Source organism: Cocleimonas sp. KMM 6892 (genome assembly GCF_035798195.1).
Classification (GTDB): domain Bacteria; phylum Pseudomonadota; class Gammaproteobacteria; order Thiotrichales; family Thiotrichaceae; genus Cocleimonas; species Cocleimonas flava.
In genome coordinates this window covers 293,801-310,023 of the sequence record NZ_JAPFBV010000004.1, presented here as the reverse complement: position 1 = coordinate 310,023, position 16,223 = coordinate 293,801, and the positions used below count along the sequence as shown (strand labels likewise).

The window sequence follows — 16,223 nt, the reverse complement described above, 5'->3', positions numbered from 1 at the left end:
GCTATGAGTGATGGTGCAAAAGAGTCACATCCCATTCAGCGGCTTTTAAATTTCGCGAGCGACATTAAACCGCATGAAATCAGAATAACATTAGCTTCGTTTTTGCTGGTTTTTATCCTGATGGCGGGGTATTACATTCTGCGTCCGGTGCGCGATGCGATGGCGAGTGACTGGACTGATGTAGAGGTTAGCTTTTTATGGACGCTGACTTTTTTCTTTAGCATTATCACGGTCTCTTTATACAGTAGCTTGATTAGTCGAGTACGCTACAAACAACTCGTTCCCTATGTGTATGCATTCTTTTCCTTCAGTTTTCTGCTGTTTTATCTGGGCACTCAATTAGCCACTGAAACTGTGTTGCTGGATAAATCTTTCTATGTGTGGATTAGTGTTTTCAGCTTGTTTCATATCTCTGTGTTTTGGAGCTTGATGTCAGATATTTTTACAAGACCTCAGGCAACGCGTTTATTTGGCTTTATCGGCGCAGGGGCAAGTGTAGGGGCCATTGTCGGCCCAAGTATTCCAGCTTTTCTGGCGACCAATATTGGTACAGATAATCTACTATTGATTGCTAGCGCGTTACTGATATTGACTATTCCACTGAGTATCTGGTTACAAAAGCTCAAACTAAGTGACCTTGAAATTGATAGCCATGATAGTTCGAGTAATGATGTAGATGTTATCGGAGGTAAACTGTTTTCGGGTATTAACGACTTCCTGAAAAGTCCATACTTAATCATGATTGCCGTATTTATCCTGTTATATACATCGATCAGTTCATTCGTGTATTTTGAATTGAAGAATTTGCTCGCTGATTACGATCGTGAGACACGTACACAAATCTGGTCGAGTATGGATTTAGTGGTTAATACTTTGACGGTATTTGTCGCTGTTTTTGCAACAGGTCGCATGGCTAAAAGATTTGGGCTTTCATTCACCTTGGCTTCTGTGCCGGTATTGATTGCTGCGGGTATGTTGATACTGGCTTTCGCGCCTATTGTCGGTGTTGTGATTGCGGTGCAGGTTATTAGAAGAGCAGGCAATTACGCAGTGACGCGTCCAGCGCGAGAAATGTTGTTTACAGTAGTGAGCAGACAAGTTCGATTTAAAACCAAACCTGTGATTGATATCATTATCTACCGTGGTGGCGATATGCTCAATGCCTGGGCCTTTACCGCATTGACTCAAGGCTTGGGTTTAAGTCTCGCAGCGGTGGCTGGCGTGGGCGCTGCTATTGCAATGATATGGGCTGCTTGTGGGATATATTTGGGACGTAAGTTTAAACAGTTTTCAGCATAGTTTTGAATATGCATGAATCTGGCTACAACATGGTTAAATGGGCTAAATAACTGCTAGATATAGCTATCTGAGCAATAAATTCATCAGTGCTTATGTATAGAAAATCAGGTTATGAAATTCGGTTGTGGTGTCTTTATCCGTATTTCGATATTCATGTGGTTGATCTGCTTTAAAACGAAGCACATCTCCTTCTGTTAGTTTTTTCCACTCACCATTGAGTTTCACTTCCATATTTCCCTTGATGACAGTGATATGTTCAATAACTCCCTTGTCATGAGGTTCAGAGATATGCGTCTGATCAGGATCTAGTTTTATTGAAAATAGCTCAAAGCCAAATCTAGGGTCAAAAGGGAACAGAATTCTGGCTTTCAGGTCGTGCTTGTGGTGGGTAAAACTGATATGGGTACTGCGTACACTTTCATCATCTTCGGTGATCAAGGCATCATTAACAAAGACCGACAGCGGCTTATGAAAGCCCGTTGCAATTTTCCATAACGTTGAGATAGTGGGACTAGATTCATTTCGTTCTATCTGGCCGAGCATCGCCTTGCTCACGCCCGTTTCATCCGCTGCTCTGGATAGACTCCAGCCAGCATCATTGCGAATTTGTTTTAATTGAAGGCCGATCTCATATTTGATCATAGTAATGTATTCGTAAATAAAATGCTTGTGCGCTATAACGGTCGAGCCTATGATAAGTGTGCGCTATAACGCACATGTTATCATAGGAGTCTGTGAAAAATGAGGTTTCCCTTAAAAATCAGTCATATTAGTTCTGGTTTCATTGCCGTGTTAGTGGGCTACACTAGTTCGGTGGCGATTGTTTTTCAAGCGGCGAATGCAGCGGGGGCTGATCAGGCATTAATTAACTCATGGTTATTGGCGCTTGGTTTGGGGATGGCGGCAACGTGTATCGGCTTATCATTTTATTATAAGACGCCTATTTTGACTGCATGGTCGACCCCTGGCGCTGCCATGCTTGCTACTGCGCTGGTAGATGTTCCTATGAATGAGGCGGTAGCTGCCTTTATTTTCAGTGGATTATTGATAACCTTAAGTGGAATCACAGGCAGTTTAGATCGTTTGAGTAAGCTCATACCTCCGCCTATTGCTGCTGCCATGTTGGCAGGTGTGCTGATGCCTTTCTGCCTGGAAATCTTTACATACCTACAACAGGAATTCGCTTTAGTCGCGCTGATGTGTGCAACTTATCTATTGGGTAAGCGACTATTTCCTCTCTATGCAATTCCATTAGTGTTAGTTGTTGGTGCGATTGCGGCCTGGAGCATGGGTTTGTTTGAAACCAGACAGTTGGATTTTGAGATAGCATCCTTTGTTTTCACCATGCCTACATTTTCAATGACATCATTGATTAGTATTGGTATCCCGTTGTTTATTGTCACCATGTCTTCACAGAATATGCCGGGTATCGCGACCATGCATACGGCGGGATATAGACCACCTCTGTCTCCGATTATTACCACTACGGGCATTACCACTATGCTGCTCGCACCATTTGGTGGGTTTGCCTTTAATCTGGCAGCTATAACCGCAGCGATTTGTATGGAAAAAGACGCAGACCCTAATCGTGAAACACGTTATTTGGCAGCGGTGAGCGCGGGTGTGTTTTATTTTATCGCAGCTTTGTTTGGCGCAACCGTTGTGGCGCTATTTTCGATGAGTCCTAAAGCATTGATTTTACCTTTGGCGGGTTTAGCCTTAATCGGAACCTTAGGTAATAGTCTTGCGGTTGCTTTGGATAAGCCTACACACAGAGAAGCTGCTCTCGTTACTTTTCTGGTAACTGTATCTGGTGTTGTTTTCTTTGGGGTTGGTGCAGCGTTTTGGGGATTGATTGCAGGTTTGCTGGTGCAGAAAGTATTGCAATTTCGATCTTAAAAAAAGCCCTTAGCTCTGCATAAATTATATTTACGTTTTTAAAAAACAAAAACGTAATATCATTCCGCAAAGCATAAGTTCCTATAGTCATTTCATGCAGCAAAATGAAAAGTCACTTAAAGTAGGGGGGTGACTTAATCATTATTAAGGGTTAAAAATGCCTCAAATACTATTTTAAAACAAAAAAGCCAAACCTAATACGCGTGCTATTAGCACTTTGCATTAAGCCTGGCTTGTACATCCAGCTAATGAGTTCGAAGTTGGTTCTTTATCAGCAATATCTTCAAATCATGTACTGAGTCTATTAGTAGCGACGCGTATAACGCACTCGATGATGGCGTCTGTCATGCATCGGTCTATGGTAATACCTGCCACTAATAATAATGGTTGGGCTGATTGGATAGTAAGGGTCCACATACACGTATTCAGGTTGACGGTTAACAATCACCTGACGTGGTTGTTGAGCGGGAGCCGAATAAACAGCACCATTTTGCGTTGAATTATTATAAGCGTTGACACGATCTTGTTCAGCACCCACTGCGGAACCAACGATACCACCTAATACACCACCAATTACAGCACGTTTGTCATGATGGTTAGAGGTTGATTTGCCAATGCCAGCACCGACTAAAGAACCAACTAAAGCGCCAGTTTGGGCATTCGTAGAACAAGCACTTAAAAATACAGTTCCTGCTAAAACGAGTGATAAATATAGAGTTTGTTTTTTCATCATAAATCCTTAAGTGTATGAAGCACTTGTATGGTTAGTATATAACTACGTTTACATTTGAAGTTTAGAGCGATAAAAACCCACAAACTTTCCAATAAATTATCTATTAGGAACTGCATCAAGCGAGTTCAATCAGTAACTTTTAGCTCTTATTACACTCTCAATATAGCACCAGAAAAAGAAAGCGCTAATATCTTTACCTAATATTACAATTGGCTATTATTTCAGTGTCTTAGAAGGTTTTTTCTTAGGGGGGGTTGTGGATGAAAATAAAAAAGGAGCACATAATGCGCCCCCTTTTTTATTGTTTAAATTATCACGTTTTAGTGACGTCTTGGATGACGAACACGGTTGTGATGTCTGTGACGATTGTTTCTGTAGTTGCGTTTATTGTAACGATGACGGTAACCACCATAGTAACCTGCACCTAACACGATAGATGTGGTTACCGGTGGGTAATAATATGCAGGTGCTCTTTCGACATAGACTACCTCGGGTTCTGCGACTACAACTTGTTGTTGCGTTTGAGTCGTTTGCTGATTGTAGTTATGTTGATGATTACCTGCGCCACCAGGATGAGTATGTGTTGTGTTGCCATGCTTGTGTGTCACAGAAGGGTGTTGTGTCACTGTCTTGCTCGCCGTACCGTTCGGATTGTAGCTATAGTCTGATGAGTAACTTTGCTGATTGCTCACAGCACGGTTATAGTTAGCTCTATCTTTCTCTGCGCCAATGGCTGATCCAACAATTCCCCCCAGAACACCACCTATGACCGCACGTTTATCGCGATGGTTGGAAGTTGATTTGCCAATTCCTGCACCTACTAGAGAGCCAACTAGCGCACCTGTCTGCGCATTAGTAGAGCAACCCGATAATAAAAGAGCGCCTGCGGTAAAGCATGATAGAAGTATGGTTTGTTTTTTCATAATGTTTCCTTGTGTAAATCAAATCCTTTGTGGATTAAATTAACCTGTATGAATACTACTTACGGTCAATACCTGCGAACAGATTCCAGTAGTGTAAAAAGCTTACTCATCGACAATAACAGTTGAATGTCCAAATTAAAGCATCTTTACGAAACTTTACAATTGATATATTTATCAATAATTTATGAACCTTTTTCTATTTCGATATGTACATGAATTAACAAGCGTGAAACACAACGACATAGAATCGATAACAAAAAAGGTGGTTACGGATTACTTTGTAATAATTTGAATTAAAAAAACGCCTGAAAGTAGGGGGGTGATATATAAGATTTTTACAATGCGTGTTTTAATCCAATAATGAATAAAGTTGCTGAATTAGATGAGTTTACTATCCACGAAGTTTTATCCGATCTGGATGGAATCGCATTGGTTTTTTTCTCAGGCCCACATTGTGCGTCGTGCCATCATTTAAAGTCGTTGTTAAATACAGAATTTAAAAAATTTGTAGATCATTTTCACGACTTTGCTGCATTTGAGATAAAAGCAGATAAAGCCGCGGCTTTAGTGAATGAATTTGGTGTATTCCATTTACCCAGTATGTATTTGTATAACAATGGTGAATTTCATTGTGAGCTACATGCTGAGGCAATAACGACAAAGTTGATAGAGGCAATTGAATTGGCGCTGACCAAACCTGCTGAAGAAGAGCCTTAAGTCATTGGTATTCAAGTTTTTATTACTTGTTACTTCTAGGTGAACTTTATTTGGGGTTGATGTGATTTTTTTTCATTCACTTTACCATCGATATTCTCCTATAATTTTCATCCTCTACTTTTTTGTTTCGCTTTTTATTTCATATTTTTTCTTATCTGTTTAAAGAATCCATCATGACTGACACGGCATATTTTCGAATAAAACTCATTGTGTTTGCTCTGGTATCTGCCTCTTTTACCAATGTATACATTACGCAACCTGTATTACCTGTTTTACAGGACGAGTTTGCGGTAGATCTGGTTATGGTTTCTTTTTCTATCTCCGGCGTAATACTCGGCATTGCCTTATCTAATTTGCCGTTTGGCATGCTGATTGATCGTTATGATATTCAGCCGATTGTACTGGTTGGCGGCACCATGGTGGCAGCCGCAGGGTTGGTTTGTGCATTAACCGATAATTTCTGGGTGTTGATTGCCGCCCGTTTCGTACAAGGCTTATTCATACCCGCGCTCACCACCTGTCTGGCTGCTTATCTTGCCAAAACCATACCACTCGCCAGTCTCAGTGTGGTGATGGGGTCTTACGTCTCTGCAACCGTCCTGGGCGGCCTTGGAGGGCGTTTATTAGGTGGTTGGATACACCCGCCACTGCATTGGCGTTATGCCTTTATTACCGCATCTGTGTTTATTTTGATTGCGACATTTATGGCGGTGAAATGGTTGCCAAAACCTGCGAAAGACCTGAGTGTTAACAAAACACCGGTGAGCTTTGTGTCTTTATTAAAAAGAAAAGAATTGTTTCTGATCTTCTTGTGTGCGCTCGGTAGTTTTTCAGTGTTCTCATCGGTCTTTAATTATTTGCCATTTAGACTTGAGGGAGCGCCTTTTAACTTCTCGACCGAATCCATCACGCTGGTGTTTTTGGTTTATATCACAGGGATATTCATGGGGCCTACCGCGGGCAGGCTGAGTAATCGTTTTGGTAGCGGCAACACGCTGTTGTTAGGATCAGGGATTCTAGCAGTTTCCCTTTTGGTTATTTTAATGCAATCGGTGGTTGCGATAGTCATAGGTTTAATCGGCGTATGCATGGGATTTTTTATGGTACACGCAGCTGCTGTTGGCGCATTGAATAAAAAATTAACCAGCGGTCATGGCAGAGCTAATGCGCTCTATGTCTTGTTCTATTATATCGGTGGTGGTCTAGGAATTACCGCGGCAGGCTTTGCTTACAAGCAGGGCGGCTGGAATGTGATGATTTTACTTTCAATTACCATGTTAATTATTCCTGTGCTCACAGGGCTTAGTGAGAGAAAGCAAAATTAAAGATATTTTATATTTCTTGCATAAACAATTTATGAAGTGATATCAGCCATTTTCAGTACGTGTTTTCAAACGCACATAATGCTCTGCAGAATACGGTAAATACTTTTTCTCTTTATCTGTGAGTTCGCGCACTTTTCTGGCAGGGTTTCCGACCCAAAGATAACCACTTTCTAGTGTTTTTCTTGGTGGTACCACGCTACCCGCTGCAATCATGGTGTCTTCTTCAACCACGGTGCCATCCATAACGATAGCGCCCATTCCTACTAATACACGGTCTTTGATTTCGCAGGCGTGCAAAAGTGCTTTGTGGCCGATGGTTACATCATCTCCAATGATCAACGCATAACCGGTTTGGGCAGCGCCAATCTTTTCGCTATGCTCATTGGGAGCGTGTGTAACATGCAATACAGATGCGTCTTGAATGTTTGTGCGTTTACCAATTTTAATATAGTTAACATCGCCACGAATTACTGCCATTGGCCATACAGAACTATCTTCACCGATTTCGACTTCGCCACTCACGAGTGCTGTTTCGTCAACGTAGGCTGTTGAATGTACATTGGGTAGGTGAGCTTCAAATTTTCTAATAGTCATAATTTTTATTATTCCTTCAAAAGTGTTTGATCCGAGGCGTAGGCGAGCCAATTTTAGCGTTTAGCGACAACTAACTAAAAGGTATGGTTTTATTATTTTAAAGTAAAAAAACCGCTCAAAGTAGGGGGGTGACTAATCTTATTTTTTTAACTCATTGCTTGCTATCAAAAATTACAGAAACACGAAGACCTGGACGGTTGTCTTTAAAGTGTATTTCTGCACCGTGTAAATCAGTCACGGCTTTTACCAGACTCAGCCCAAGTCCGTTGCCTTCGGTACTTCTTGCGCTGTCTAATCGATAGAAACGTTTCAGTACTTTTTCGTGTTCTTCAGCTGGAATCCCTGGGCCGTTATCAGAAACGGTTACTTCAATTTTATTTTCCTGCTTACTTTTTATCGCAACGGCTTTAAAGCTAACCAAACCATTTTCAGGTGAAAACTTGATGGCATTATCCAGCAAGTTAGTAAAGAGTTGCGCAAGTAGCTGTTTACTCCCCATTACTGTCAGTGAGTCTTCGGCTTCATATTCCCATTTCAAGCCTTTTTCGCTAGCCACAACTTCATACAGTTCGGATAGATCATCCAGCAGGGTTTTCAATTCAAACTGTTCCCGGTTTTTACGTGAATTACCGGATTCAATCTGAGCAATACTTAATAATGAATTAAAGGTTGAGATGACGTTGTCGATATCGCCAATGGTGTCTTCATTAAATTCTGTGAATTCGCTATCAGTCATGCTTTTATTGCGTGCAGACTCTAGACGATGACGAATGCGATTGAGTGGGTTGCGCAAATCATGAGCGAGGTTATTCGTAACCTGCTGCATACTTTGCATCAAATCTTCGTTTCGATCTAACATGCTATTCAGAGATAGGCTCAAGCGATCGAATTCGTTATTTTGGGTAGTTACGGGAATGCGATGTGACAGATCGCCTTCAATAATATTATCAGCGGTATCGGTGACGGCATTAATTCCTCTCACTACTTTTCGTGCCATCAATGCACCGATAATAATTGATAGACCGAAAATAATAGAGATCGCGATCAAGGTCGCTTTGAATAATTGGTCTAATAAGTGTTGAGTTTCTTCTAGCTCGGCACCGACTAATAATTGGTAGCCACCGGGGAGTAGTGTTAATAAGACACGGATGGTTTCATCGCCTTGGCGATCATTGACGTAATCGATAATGTCGCTTAAAGGAATGCTAGAAAAGGTCTTGTTGCGTTTGGTGACCGTATACTGATTGACCGGAATGAATTTTTTAAGATCCAGTTTACTGACATGGATTAAGGCATAAATATAAAAGGGTCGACCTTCCTTTTTGTTGTAAATATTGATGTCTTCGAGCAGGCCTTTAACCGCATGCTTTTTATAATTCTCTAAAAGGATATTGGTCTCTAAGGTGAGGCGACGATCAATTTGTTCTTCTATTTGCGTTTCTGCAACTTTATAGACAGACAGTAATGCCGCTGCCGCAATCAAACTGAATAAGACAGCATAGACCAGAGATAACCGAAATACCGAAGTATTCAGTATTCGGCGAAAAACACTCACTTTTGTTGGCTGTTTGCATCATATTCAGGAGCCGCCAGAATATAACCTGCTCCACGAATGGTCTTCAATAATGCAACGTCGTAGTCTTTGTCAATTTTTGCGCGGATACGGCTGATATGCACATCAATCACATTGGTCTGTGGATCAAAATTATAATCCCAGACTTTCTCCAGAAGCATGGTGCGTGTAATGACTTCGCCCGCATTGCGCATTAACGTTTCGAGTAAAATAAACTCTTTCGGTTGCAAATCAATCACATCATTACCGCGGGTGACCTTGCGCTTGAGTAAGTCCATTTTTAAATCATGAACTTGTAACTGATTGACTTCCTGACTGGGTTGCGTGCGTCGCACTAATGATTGTAGACGAGCCAGTAATTCGCTGAATGCATAGGGTTTTACCAGATAATCATCACCACCTGCTTTCAAGCCTTCTACACGTTGGTCGACATCGCCAAGAGCGCTTAGAATTAGGATAGGCACGTTAAACCCTCTACCTCTTAATTGTTCGATAATGGCTAAGCCATCTAAACTGGGTAACATACGATCTATTACGAGAGCATCGTATTGGTTGGTCATGGCTTGCGCCAGACCTTTTTCACCGTCTGCTTCATGGTCTACCACGAAGCCACTCTCTTGTAGTCCATTCTGGATGAACTTGGCCGTTTGGGTGTCGTCTTCGATAATCAATATTTGCATGAGAAGGATATTAGTCTCGTGTTAAACGCACAACAACTCAAAAAAAGTATTATTAACAATAATTAATCTAGCCGCTAGCAATTGGTAATGTTGTTTATTGTACATTTGGTTCATGGTTAATGACTGATAAATCCAGAATTAGCTTCCTTACAGTGATTAATAACATATTTAAAGGGCAAGGACGAAACAACATGAATGATAAGAATATAAAGGATTCAACTCAAGTTGAAACGACAGGGACAGCTTTAGTCCCTAGCAATACCAGTAATATTAATATTACAGAAAAGAGCAAACGAATTAAAAAACATAAACTCAGCCTTATGATGGGTTTTATTATCGGTGCTTTAAGTGCATACGGACTTACCACAGCGCCTCTTTTTGCTGACACAACTTCTACTAACGCTGTAGCGCCTAAGGTTGCGGTTGGTGGCGGTTTGCCAGAACTTGCGACAATGATTAAGAAGAGTCGTAGTGCTGTTGTTAGCATTACGGTTAAAACAGGCAAAAGTAGTGCGGGTAATCGTTTAAGTCAACTCAGTGAAAAACAACTGGAAAGACTGCCAAAACAATATCAGGATTTACTCAAAAATCTGCCAAAACAACCACATGATTATGGAAGTCGTAGAGGCCAGGCTTATGGTTCTGGTTTCATTATTTCTGAAGATGGTTACGTCGTTACCAATGCACACGTTATTGATGATGCTGACACAATCACGGTTAAACTCGATGATAAGCGCGAGCTTGAAGCGAAAAAGATTGGTGTGGATAAACTCAGTGATATCGCACTATTAAAAATAGAGGCTAAAGACCTTCCTGTCGCATCTTTCGGTGATTCGGATAAGTTGGATGTAGGGCAATGGGTAGTGGCAATAGGCGCACCATTTGGGCTTGATTACACGGCAACACAGGGGATTGTGAGTGCATTATCCAGAAGTTTACCAGCGGATACTTATGTGCCATTTATTCAAACCGATGCAGCGGTTAACCCGGGCAATTCTGGTGGTCCATTATTCGACCTTAATGGTCAGGTAGTCGGTGTGAATTCTCAAATATATAGCCGCAGTGGTGGTTATATGGGCGTATCTTTCGCTATTCCGATCAATATTGTTAAAAACGTAACGGATCAGCTCAAGACTTCTGGAAAAGTTAGCCGTGGCTGGTTAGGTGTGGGTATTCAAGGCATCAACGAAGCGCTGGCAGAATCATTGGGTAGAGACGACACCATTGGTTCTTTGATTAGCAGCGTTTCTCCTTCTAGTCCTGCTGATAAGGCGGGTCTGCAGGCTGGTGATTTAATCCTGAAATTTGATAATAAAACCGTAGAAGAAGTCAATGACTTGCCGCTGTTGGTAGGAAGTACGCCAATCGGAAAAAAAGTTCCTGTGGAAATTGTTAGAGCAGGCAAGATACAAACGATTGATGTGACCATCGACAAGCTTAAGTCCAAAGATGATGAGCCCGAAGAAGTTGCCGCATTAGAAAAAGGTTCGCTGGGTGTGGCCGTTACAGATTTAACGGACGCTGAGAAAGAAAAGCTGGTTACCAAAAATCAAGGTGTGAAAGTTGCAAAAGTGATGCCTGATTCGGCGGCAGAAAATGCGGGTTTACGTTCTGGAGATATTATCTTAAGTGTCGGTGGACAAAGTATTGCATCGCCTTCGCAGCTTAAGCAAGTGATCCAGAAAGCCAATGGTGATAAGCCATTAGCGGTTTTATTGATGCGAGGTGATCAAGCCTTATTTGTAGCGGTCCATTTGAATTCATAATCTCTCCTTATGATGTTTTAAGATGTTGTTAGTAAGTAAGTTGTTCGACCGTAGTAAGGGCACCCATCATGGGTGCCTTTTCTTTTTTAAGCTTAAATGTTGGAATGAGTAGAAACAGGGTGATTATGAAAGAGCGACTCTACAAGCCTTTTTTCAATTGCTTAATCAGATAGCGTGCGGGATGAAGGTTTTCTAAAATCGTACCTTCCTGATTTGAAATGGGTTTATTCTCAATGAGTTGAGTCAGCAATTTTGCACAATAACCGCTAGTGGTTAATCCGCGAGAGCCAAAACCGGCCAGTACAAATAGACCTCTTTGGTATTCGGCCTTAGGGTATTCCTTCCATTTTTTACCATGATGTAAATCATCATAGTGTTTTCGATAAAAATCCCAGTCAGGGATTGCGCCTGCATAGGGAAAACGATCTGGAGTGGTAAGGCGCACCGCAGCGTGCGCACTTTCTGTGGCCGTCAAAGATTCGGCAAAATCAGGTAAGTATTGTGTTAATTGCTCTAGGTTGTCGGTATCAGCTTGTGGAGTGATTGTTGATTGATCATTGTTTCTATCAAAAGTTGCGCCAAATGTATGCTTTTTTGAGTGGATATCGGCGGGTGTTAAATAACCTTCATGACCAATAACAGCCTTCAATTTTGTCGATTCGATACTGGCTGTTCCCAACGTAGTTTGACCTGCAACAGGCATGCTGGGTAGATCGCTAGTTTGTGTAAACTGGGTTAGGTCTTTGCCATTTGCAATGATGACGATTTCTGCGTGCGCTATTGACTGTCCCCGGGTGTCGAAAACGTGCCAAAGGTCTTCCTGCCTTTCAATGCGTAATGCATTGGTCTCTTTAAGTAAGCTACAGTTACGATGTGAACTTAAGCTTTCGCAAAAGTGAGCAGGGTCAATCCATCCCGCTTGGGGAAAGTAGCTTGCTTTATAGGGTAATGGGATATTAGCGATATTGCTGGTTTCGATTTCATCTAAAAGCTGTAAAAAATCTTCTTTGAAATCTCGCTCTTTAAGTTGTTGCCAGCGTTTTTCTTCCCGTTGATTGTGAGTGAGTTGTAACAAGCCACAACCATGCCATTCTAGCCCCTGTTTTTTTAGCAGGCTTAATTGATCTAAGGTGTACTGAAAACTCTGTGTGTAAAAATCTTCCCCAATACTCGGTTTGGACGTCATTTTAGGGGAGATGACTCCCGCCGGATTCCCTGAGGCTTCGTTTGCAATGGTTTTATTGCGTTCTATAAGCGTAATGTTCCAGCCTGCCTGTGCTAAATGCCAGCTCATTTGGCAGCCAGCGATCCCTGCGCCAATCAGAATTGCGTGTTTCTTTTGCCAGTCATAGTGTGGAATGTTGAACCATGCTGGAATGTCTTTTGTTATCGTCATTGCTTATCGCTTTTAAAAAAGTGCCCCAAAGTAGGGGGGTGCCAAATGCAAACCAGATGAGGGTGATATCGGAGGATGACATAAGATAAATCGATAAATAAACATTTATCAGCGACTTTTTGTAGTTTCTTTACTATTCGTCACATTTTCTCCATTTTTTGTGCACATTTAGCATCTATATTGCGTAATAAGGAGTTTATGTATTAAGGGCTAATACATAACTTTAAATAGAAGCCTTTGCATGGAACTAGTTCGTTATTTATCCGTCAAAGTATTATGCAAAGGCTTCTATTACATACGAACGTTTCGTTTCATACGAGCGTTTTGTAAGCGGGCTTCAAAGCTCATTAAAACGACATTAAAAAAAACAATAAAATGGAATTAACAATGAATTTTAAATCAATAAAAAAAATAAGTAGCAAATCAATAGTGATGGCTACAACACTAACCTTGTCATTATCCTACATCGGGCTTGTGGTAATTTATGCTGAGGGTGTGGCAAACGACTTAACCGCTAAAACGGAGAGTTACGGTAGAAACGATACAAAAAGTTTAGCGCGCATAGAGCAATCATTAGTGGACCAAGATAATCCCGAATACATTCAAAAGCTAAAATCAGATTTGGAGAAACAGTTAAGGCAAGCCAATCTCATGTTGAATGTGATCGAAAGCAAAAGTGAATCTTCAAAACGCAGCTATATGAATTAAAGCACTTTACATCAATGCTTTAAAAAAAGCCTTCAAAGTAGGGGGGTGGCCTTAAGATCGGATTCCAACGCCATTTTTTAATAATCGATAAGCGATGAAATACAATACGGCTATGAATGCGATAATTAACGAGAAACTCACCCAGGGGTTAATATCTGAAACACCAAGAATACCGTAGCGGAAACCGTTCACCATATAGAGTACCGGATTTGCTAACGATACGGTTTGCCAGAATTCAGAGAGCAGACTAATCGAATAGAAAACGCCACCCAGATAGGTTAGGGGCGTTAATACGAAGGTTGGGATAATGCTGATGTCATCAAAGTTTCTCGCATATACAGCGTTAATGAAACCTGCAATTGAGAACAGCATGGACGTCATCAATACGATGAAGATCGTCATTATCGGATGTTCGATGTGCAATTCTGAAAAGAATAAAGAGACCAGTGTCACGATTAAGCCTACGGTTAATCCTCTCGCCATTCCACCACCGATATAGCCGAGTAAAATGACATGGTTAGGCACAGGTGAAATCAGCATTTCCTGAACGTGGCCGTACATTTTCGCATTGAAAAATGCGGCAACGACATTGGAGTATGAGTTGGTAATTACCGACATCATGATCAAACCGGGTGTGATGTATTCGATATATTTAAAACCACCCATTTCGCCGATTGCACTACCAATTAAGTTACCGAAAATCACGAAGTACAAGGTCATGGTGATTGCGGGTGGTATTAGGGTTTGCACCCAGATTCTCAAGAAGCGTAACACTTCTTTAGTGATAATGGTTCTAAAGGCAGTCAGGTTTTTTTTGTTGTTCATGAGGCTGCCTCCGCGTCATTTAATTCGTTGTCTTGGACTTTATCTTTTTCAACCAGGTTGATAAATAGCTCTTCTAAACGACTGGTTTTATTTCGCATACTTGAAACACGAATATTGTGTTCACTGAGTTTTTCAAAAAGAAAATTCAGCGATCTGGATTTGTCTAAATCAGCTTCGAGGGTGTTCGCGTCGCGTTGGCGCAAGGTAATATCTTCAATGTGAGGGAGATCAGTGATGGGTTCTTTCACATCGAGCACAAATGTTTCTACATTTAAATGCGAAAGCAATTCCTTCATGCTGGTGTTACTAACCACTTCGCCACGATTAATAATGGCGATGTTATCGCACATGCTTTCCGCTTCTTCCAGATAATGTGTGGTTAGAATGATGGTTGTTCCTGCCTGATTGAGTTGGGTCAGAAATTTCCACATTGAGCGGCGAATTTCAATGTCCACACCCGCTGTTGGTTCATCTAAAATTAATAGTTTAGGCTTGTGCAGCAAAGCTCTGGCAATCATCAGACGACGCTTCATACCACCTGAAAGCTTATTCGCTTGTTCATGGCGTTTATCCCATAGATCAAGGTGTCTGAGCAGTTCTTCTGCACGTTCAGTTGCGGTAATTCGGTCGATACCGTAGTAGCCGGCCTGATTGATGAGTATGTCCATCACCGGCTCCCACACATTAAAGTTAAACTCCTGTGGGACTAAACCAATATGTTCCTGTACTTGTTCGCGTTGGGTGTCCAGATCGTAACCAAACACTTCTACACTACCTGTTGTTTTATTCACGAGAGAACAAATAATACCAATCGTTGTCGATTTGCCAGCGCCATTTGCCCCAAGTAGCGCAAAGAAATCGCCTTGCTCGACCTGTAAATCGATGCCTTTGAGCGCATGCATATTCTCGCCGTAGGTTTTCTTCAGATTTGTTATTTTTAGTGCAGGTTTCATGAGTTTATTATCTATACAAATTTAGCGGATTCGATCCTAGCGAATGATGTGGTATCTTATCCAACAATTCAATTTAAATATAAAAACTGTTTTTAATGTGCTGTTACTTGGCAGGGTTTTATCCTTTGCTGCATGGTAATAAAATTATAAAAATGGTTAAAGGGAAGAAATGGGGCAAATATCTGAGTGGTTTGTATATATGCTTCGCTGTGCTGACAACAGCTTATATACCGGCGTTACAACGGATGTTAAGCGTCGCTTAAAGGAACATAACGAAGACAAGGCAGGCGCAAAATATACACGGGCAAAACGCCCGGTTTCTCTAGTCTATGAAGAGACGGCAGAATCACGATCCGCGGCTTGCCAGCGTGAATATCAACTCAAGAAATTGAAAAAGAGTGACAAAGAATCTTTTGTTAGAGGTGAATTGAAGGTTTCTCTTCTAAATACGGCTGATACCGCTGTAAGCAAAGGCAAATGAAAAAACGTACCTTTATCTTTGATGCTTCTGATGGGGCAGGGGAAGTTCTAACTAAGGCATTACATCATTATATTGAGGCAGCGTATCCCACAGGGGGCTCTGATTGTGCGGCCGCATCTCGTGAAGCTTTGATAGCAATCATTGCAAAGATTAACTCTGGCAACACTTGTGAAATTAGTACACGTCAGCGACCTGTTTTAATCGCTGCTGTTAATTGGTATTTCAATGACTCTGGCATCGAGCCGCAGAGTGAGCTTACGCGATCTAAATATGAGTTCATCTCAGGTTTATTGATAAAGAAAAAATAATGTTCTTTGTTTTTTCAAATTTTATAATAACAAAAGTCTTCAA

Annotated in this window: 17 protein-coding genes; 8 read left to right on the top strand and 9 right to left on the bottom strand. The window is 41.3% G+C overall.

The window, feature by feature from the left end; translation table 11 throughout:
- Positions 1 to 3: 3 nt before the first annotated feature.
- Positions 4 to 1,299 carry an NTP/NDP exchange transporter gene (locus OO007_RS13080; protein WP_325809138.1) on the top strand — a complete coding sequence of 432 codons (1,296 nt, stop codon included), beginning with the start codon at positions 4 to 6 and terminating at the stop codon, positions 1,297 to 1,299.
- 90 nt (positions 1,300 to 1,389) lie between these two features.
- Here OO007_RS13080 and OO007_RS13075 read toward each other — a convergent pair whose 3' ends face one another.
- The gene (locus OO007_RS13075) at positions 1,390 to 1,941 is read right to left on the bottom strand and encodes a helix-turn-helix domain-containing protein (RefSeq protein WP_325809137.1); all 552 of its coding nucleotides are present in this window, start codon (positions 1,939 to 1,941) and stop codon (positions 1,390 to 1,392) included.
- A 99-nt stretch (positions 1,942 to 2,040) separates the two neighbouring features.
- Between OO007_RS13075 and OO007_RS13070 the strand changes: the two genes are divergently transcribed.
- A complete protein-coding gene (locus tag OO007_RS13070; protein WP_325809136.1) occupies positions 2,041 to 3,198 on the top strand; it encodes a benzoate/H(+) symporter BenE family transporter in 1,158 nt (385 codons plus the stop codon).
- 304 nt (positions 3,199 to 3,502) lie between these two features.
- Here the strand turns inward: OO007_RS13070 and OO007_RS13065 are convergent, their stop codons facing one another.
- Positions 3,503 to 3,928, bottom strand: coding sequence for a glycine zipper domain-containing protein (locus OO007_RS13065; RefSeq protein ID WP_325809135.1), 426 nt, complete (start codon positions 3,926 to 3,928; stop codon positions 3,503 to 3,505).
- Positions 3,929 to 4,251: 323 nt separating this feature from the next.
- Entirely contained in the window at positions 4,252 to 4,854 is a 603-nt protein-coding gene (locus tag OO007_RS13060) for a glycine zipper domain-containing protein (protein ID WP_131907140.1), read from the bottom strand.
- A gap of 360 nt (positions 4,855 to 5,214) precedes the next feature.
- Here OO007_RS13060 and OO007_RS13055 point away from each other — a divergent pair, with 360 nt between their 5' ends.
- Together OO007_RS13055 and OO007_RS13050 are read left to right on the top strand one after the other, a co-directional pair.
- Positions 5,215 to 5,571: a thioredoxin domain-containing protein gene (locus OO007_RS13055; RefSeq protein ID WP_325809134.1), complete on the top strand. Its 357-nt coding sequence runs from the start codon at positions 5,215 to 5,217 to the stop codon at positions 5,569 to 5,571.
- Between the two features lie 173 nt (positions 5,572 to 5,744).
- Complete coding sequence (locus tag OO007_RS13050; RefSeq protein WP_131907138.1) at positions 5,745 to 6,896, top strand: MFS transporter; 1,152 nt, start codon at positions 5,745 to 5,747, stop codon at positions 6,894 to 6,896.
- A 42-nt stretch (positions 6,897 to 6,938) separates the two neighbouring features.
- Here the strand turns inward: OO007_RS13050 and OO007_RS13045 are convergent, their stop codons facing one another.
- The 3 genes from OO007_RS13045 to OO007_RS13035 all read right to left on the bottom strand — a co-directional run bounded on the left by OO007_RS13045 (position 6,939) and on the right by OO007_RS13035 (position 9,743).
- Complete coding sequence (locus OO007_RS13045) at positions 6,939 to 7,490, bottom strand: gamma carbonic anhydrase family protein (protein WP_325809133.1); 552 nt, start codon at positions 7,488 to 7,490, stop codon at positions 6,939 to 6,941.
- A gap of 151 nt (positions 7,491 to 7,641) precedes the next feature.
- On the bottom strand, positions 7,642 to 9,045 hold the full coding sequence (locus OO007_RS13040) for a sensor histidine kinase (protein WP_325809132.1): 1,404 nt from the start codon (positions 9,043 to 9,045) through the stop codon (positions 7,642 to 7,644).
- A complete protein-coding gene (locus OO007_RS13035; protein WP_131907135.1) occupies positions 9,042 to 9,743 on the bottom strand; it encodes a response regulator transcription factor in 702 nt (233 codons plus the stop codon). Before OO007_RS13035 ends, OO007_RS13040 begins: the two co-directional genes overlap by 4 nt.
- A gap of 191 nt (positions 9,744 to 9,934) precedes the next feature.
- Here OO007_RS13035 and OO007_RS13030 point away from each other — a divergent pair, with 191 nt between their 5' ends.
- Positions 9,935 to 11,509 carry a Do family serine endopeptidase gene (locus tag OO007_RS13030; RefSeq protein ID WP_325809131.1) on the top strand — a complete coding sequence of 525 codons (1,575 nt, stop codon included), beginning with the start codon at positions 9,935 to 9,937 and terminating at the stop codon, positions 11,507 to 11,509.
- A gap of 139 nt (positions 11,510 to 11,648) precedes the next feature.
- Here OO007_RS13030 and mnmC read toward each other — a convergent pair whose 3' ends face one another.
- Positions 11,649 to 12,905, bottom strand: a complete 1,257-nt coding sequence (gene mnmC, locus OO007_RS13025) for an FAD-dependent 5-carboxymethylaminomethyl-2-thiouridine(34) oxidoreductase MnmC (RefSeq protein WP_325809130.1) — start codon at positions 12,903 to 12,905, stop codon at positions 11,649 to 11,651.
- Positions 12,906 to 13,337: 432 nt separating this feature from the next.
- Here mnmC and OO007_RS13020 point away from each other — a divergent pair, with 432 nt between their 5' ends.
- Positions 13,338 to 13,613, top strand: coding sequence for a hypothetical protein (locus OO007_RS13020; protein WP_131907133.1), 276 nt, complete (start codon positions 13,338 to 13,340; stop codon positions 13,611 to 13,613).
- Between the two features lie 51 nt (positions 13,614 to 13,664).
- On the opposite strand, the gene OO007_RS13015 is transcribed toward OO007_RS13020, so the two are convergent.
- Positions 13,665 to 14,438 carry an ABC transporter permease gene (locus tag OO007_RS13015; protein WP_131907132.1) on the bottom strand — a complete coding sequence of 258 codons (774 nt, stop codon included), beginning with the start codon at positions 14,436 to 14,438 and terminating at the stop codon, positions 13,665 to 13,667.
- Positions 14,435 to 15,391 (bottom strand): ABC transporter ATP-binding protein, encoded by a 957-nt coding sequence (locus tag OO007_RS13010; protein ID WP_325809129.1) that lies wholly within the window; start codon positions 15,389 to 15,391, stop codon positions 14,435 to 14,437. Before OO007_RS13010 ends, OO007_RS13015 begins: the two co-directional genes overlap by 4 nt.
- Before the next feature lie 169 nt (positions 15,392 to 15,560).
- On the opposite strand from OO007_RS13010, the gene OO007_RS13005 reads away from it, so the two are divergent.
- Together OO007_RS13005 and OO007_RS13000 are read left to right on the top strand one after the other, a co-directional pair.
- The gene (locus tag OO007_RS13005) at positions 15,561 to 15,872 is read left to right on the top strand and encodes a GIY-YIG nuclease family protein (RefSeq protein WP_325809128.1); all 312 of its coding nucleotides are present in this window, start codon (positions 15,561 to 15,563) and stop codon (positions 15,870 to 15,872) included.
- Complete coding sequence (locus OO007_RS13000) at positions 15,869 to 16,180, top strand: hypothetical protein (RefSeq protein WP_325809127.1); 312 nt, start codon at positions 15,869 to 15,871, stop codon at positions 16,178 to 16,180. The genes OO007_RS13005 and OO007_RS13000 overlap by 4 nt, the downstream gene beginning before the upstream one ends.
- Positions 16,181 to 16,223 lie beyond the last annotated feature (43 nt).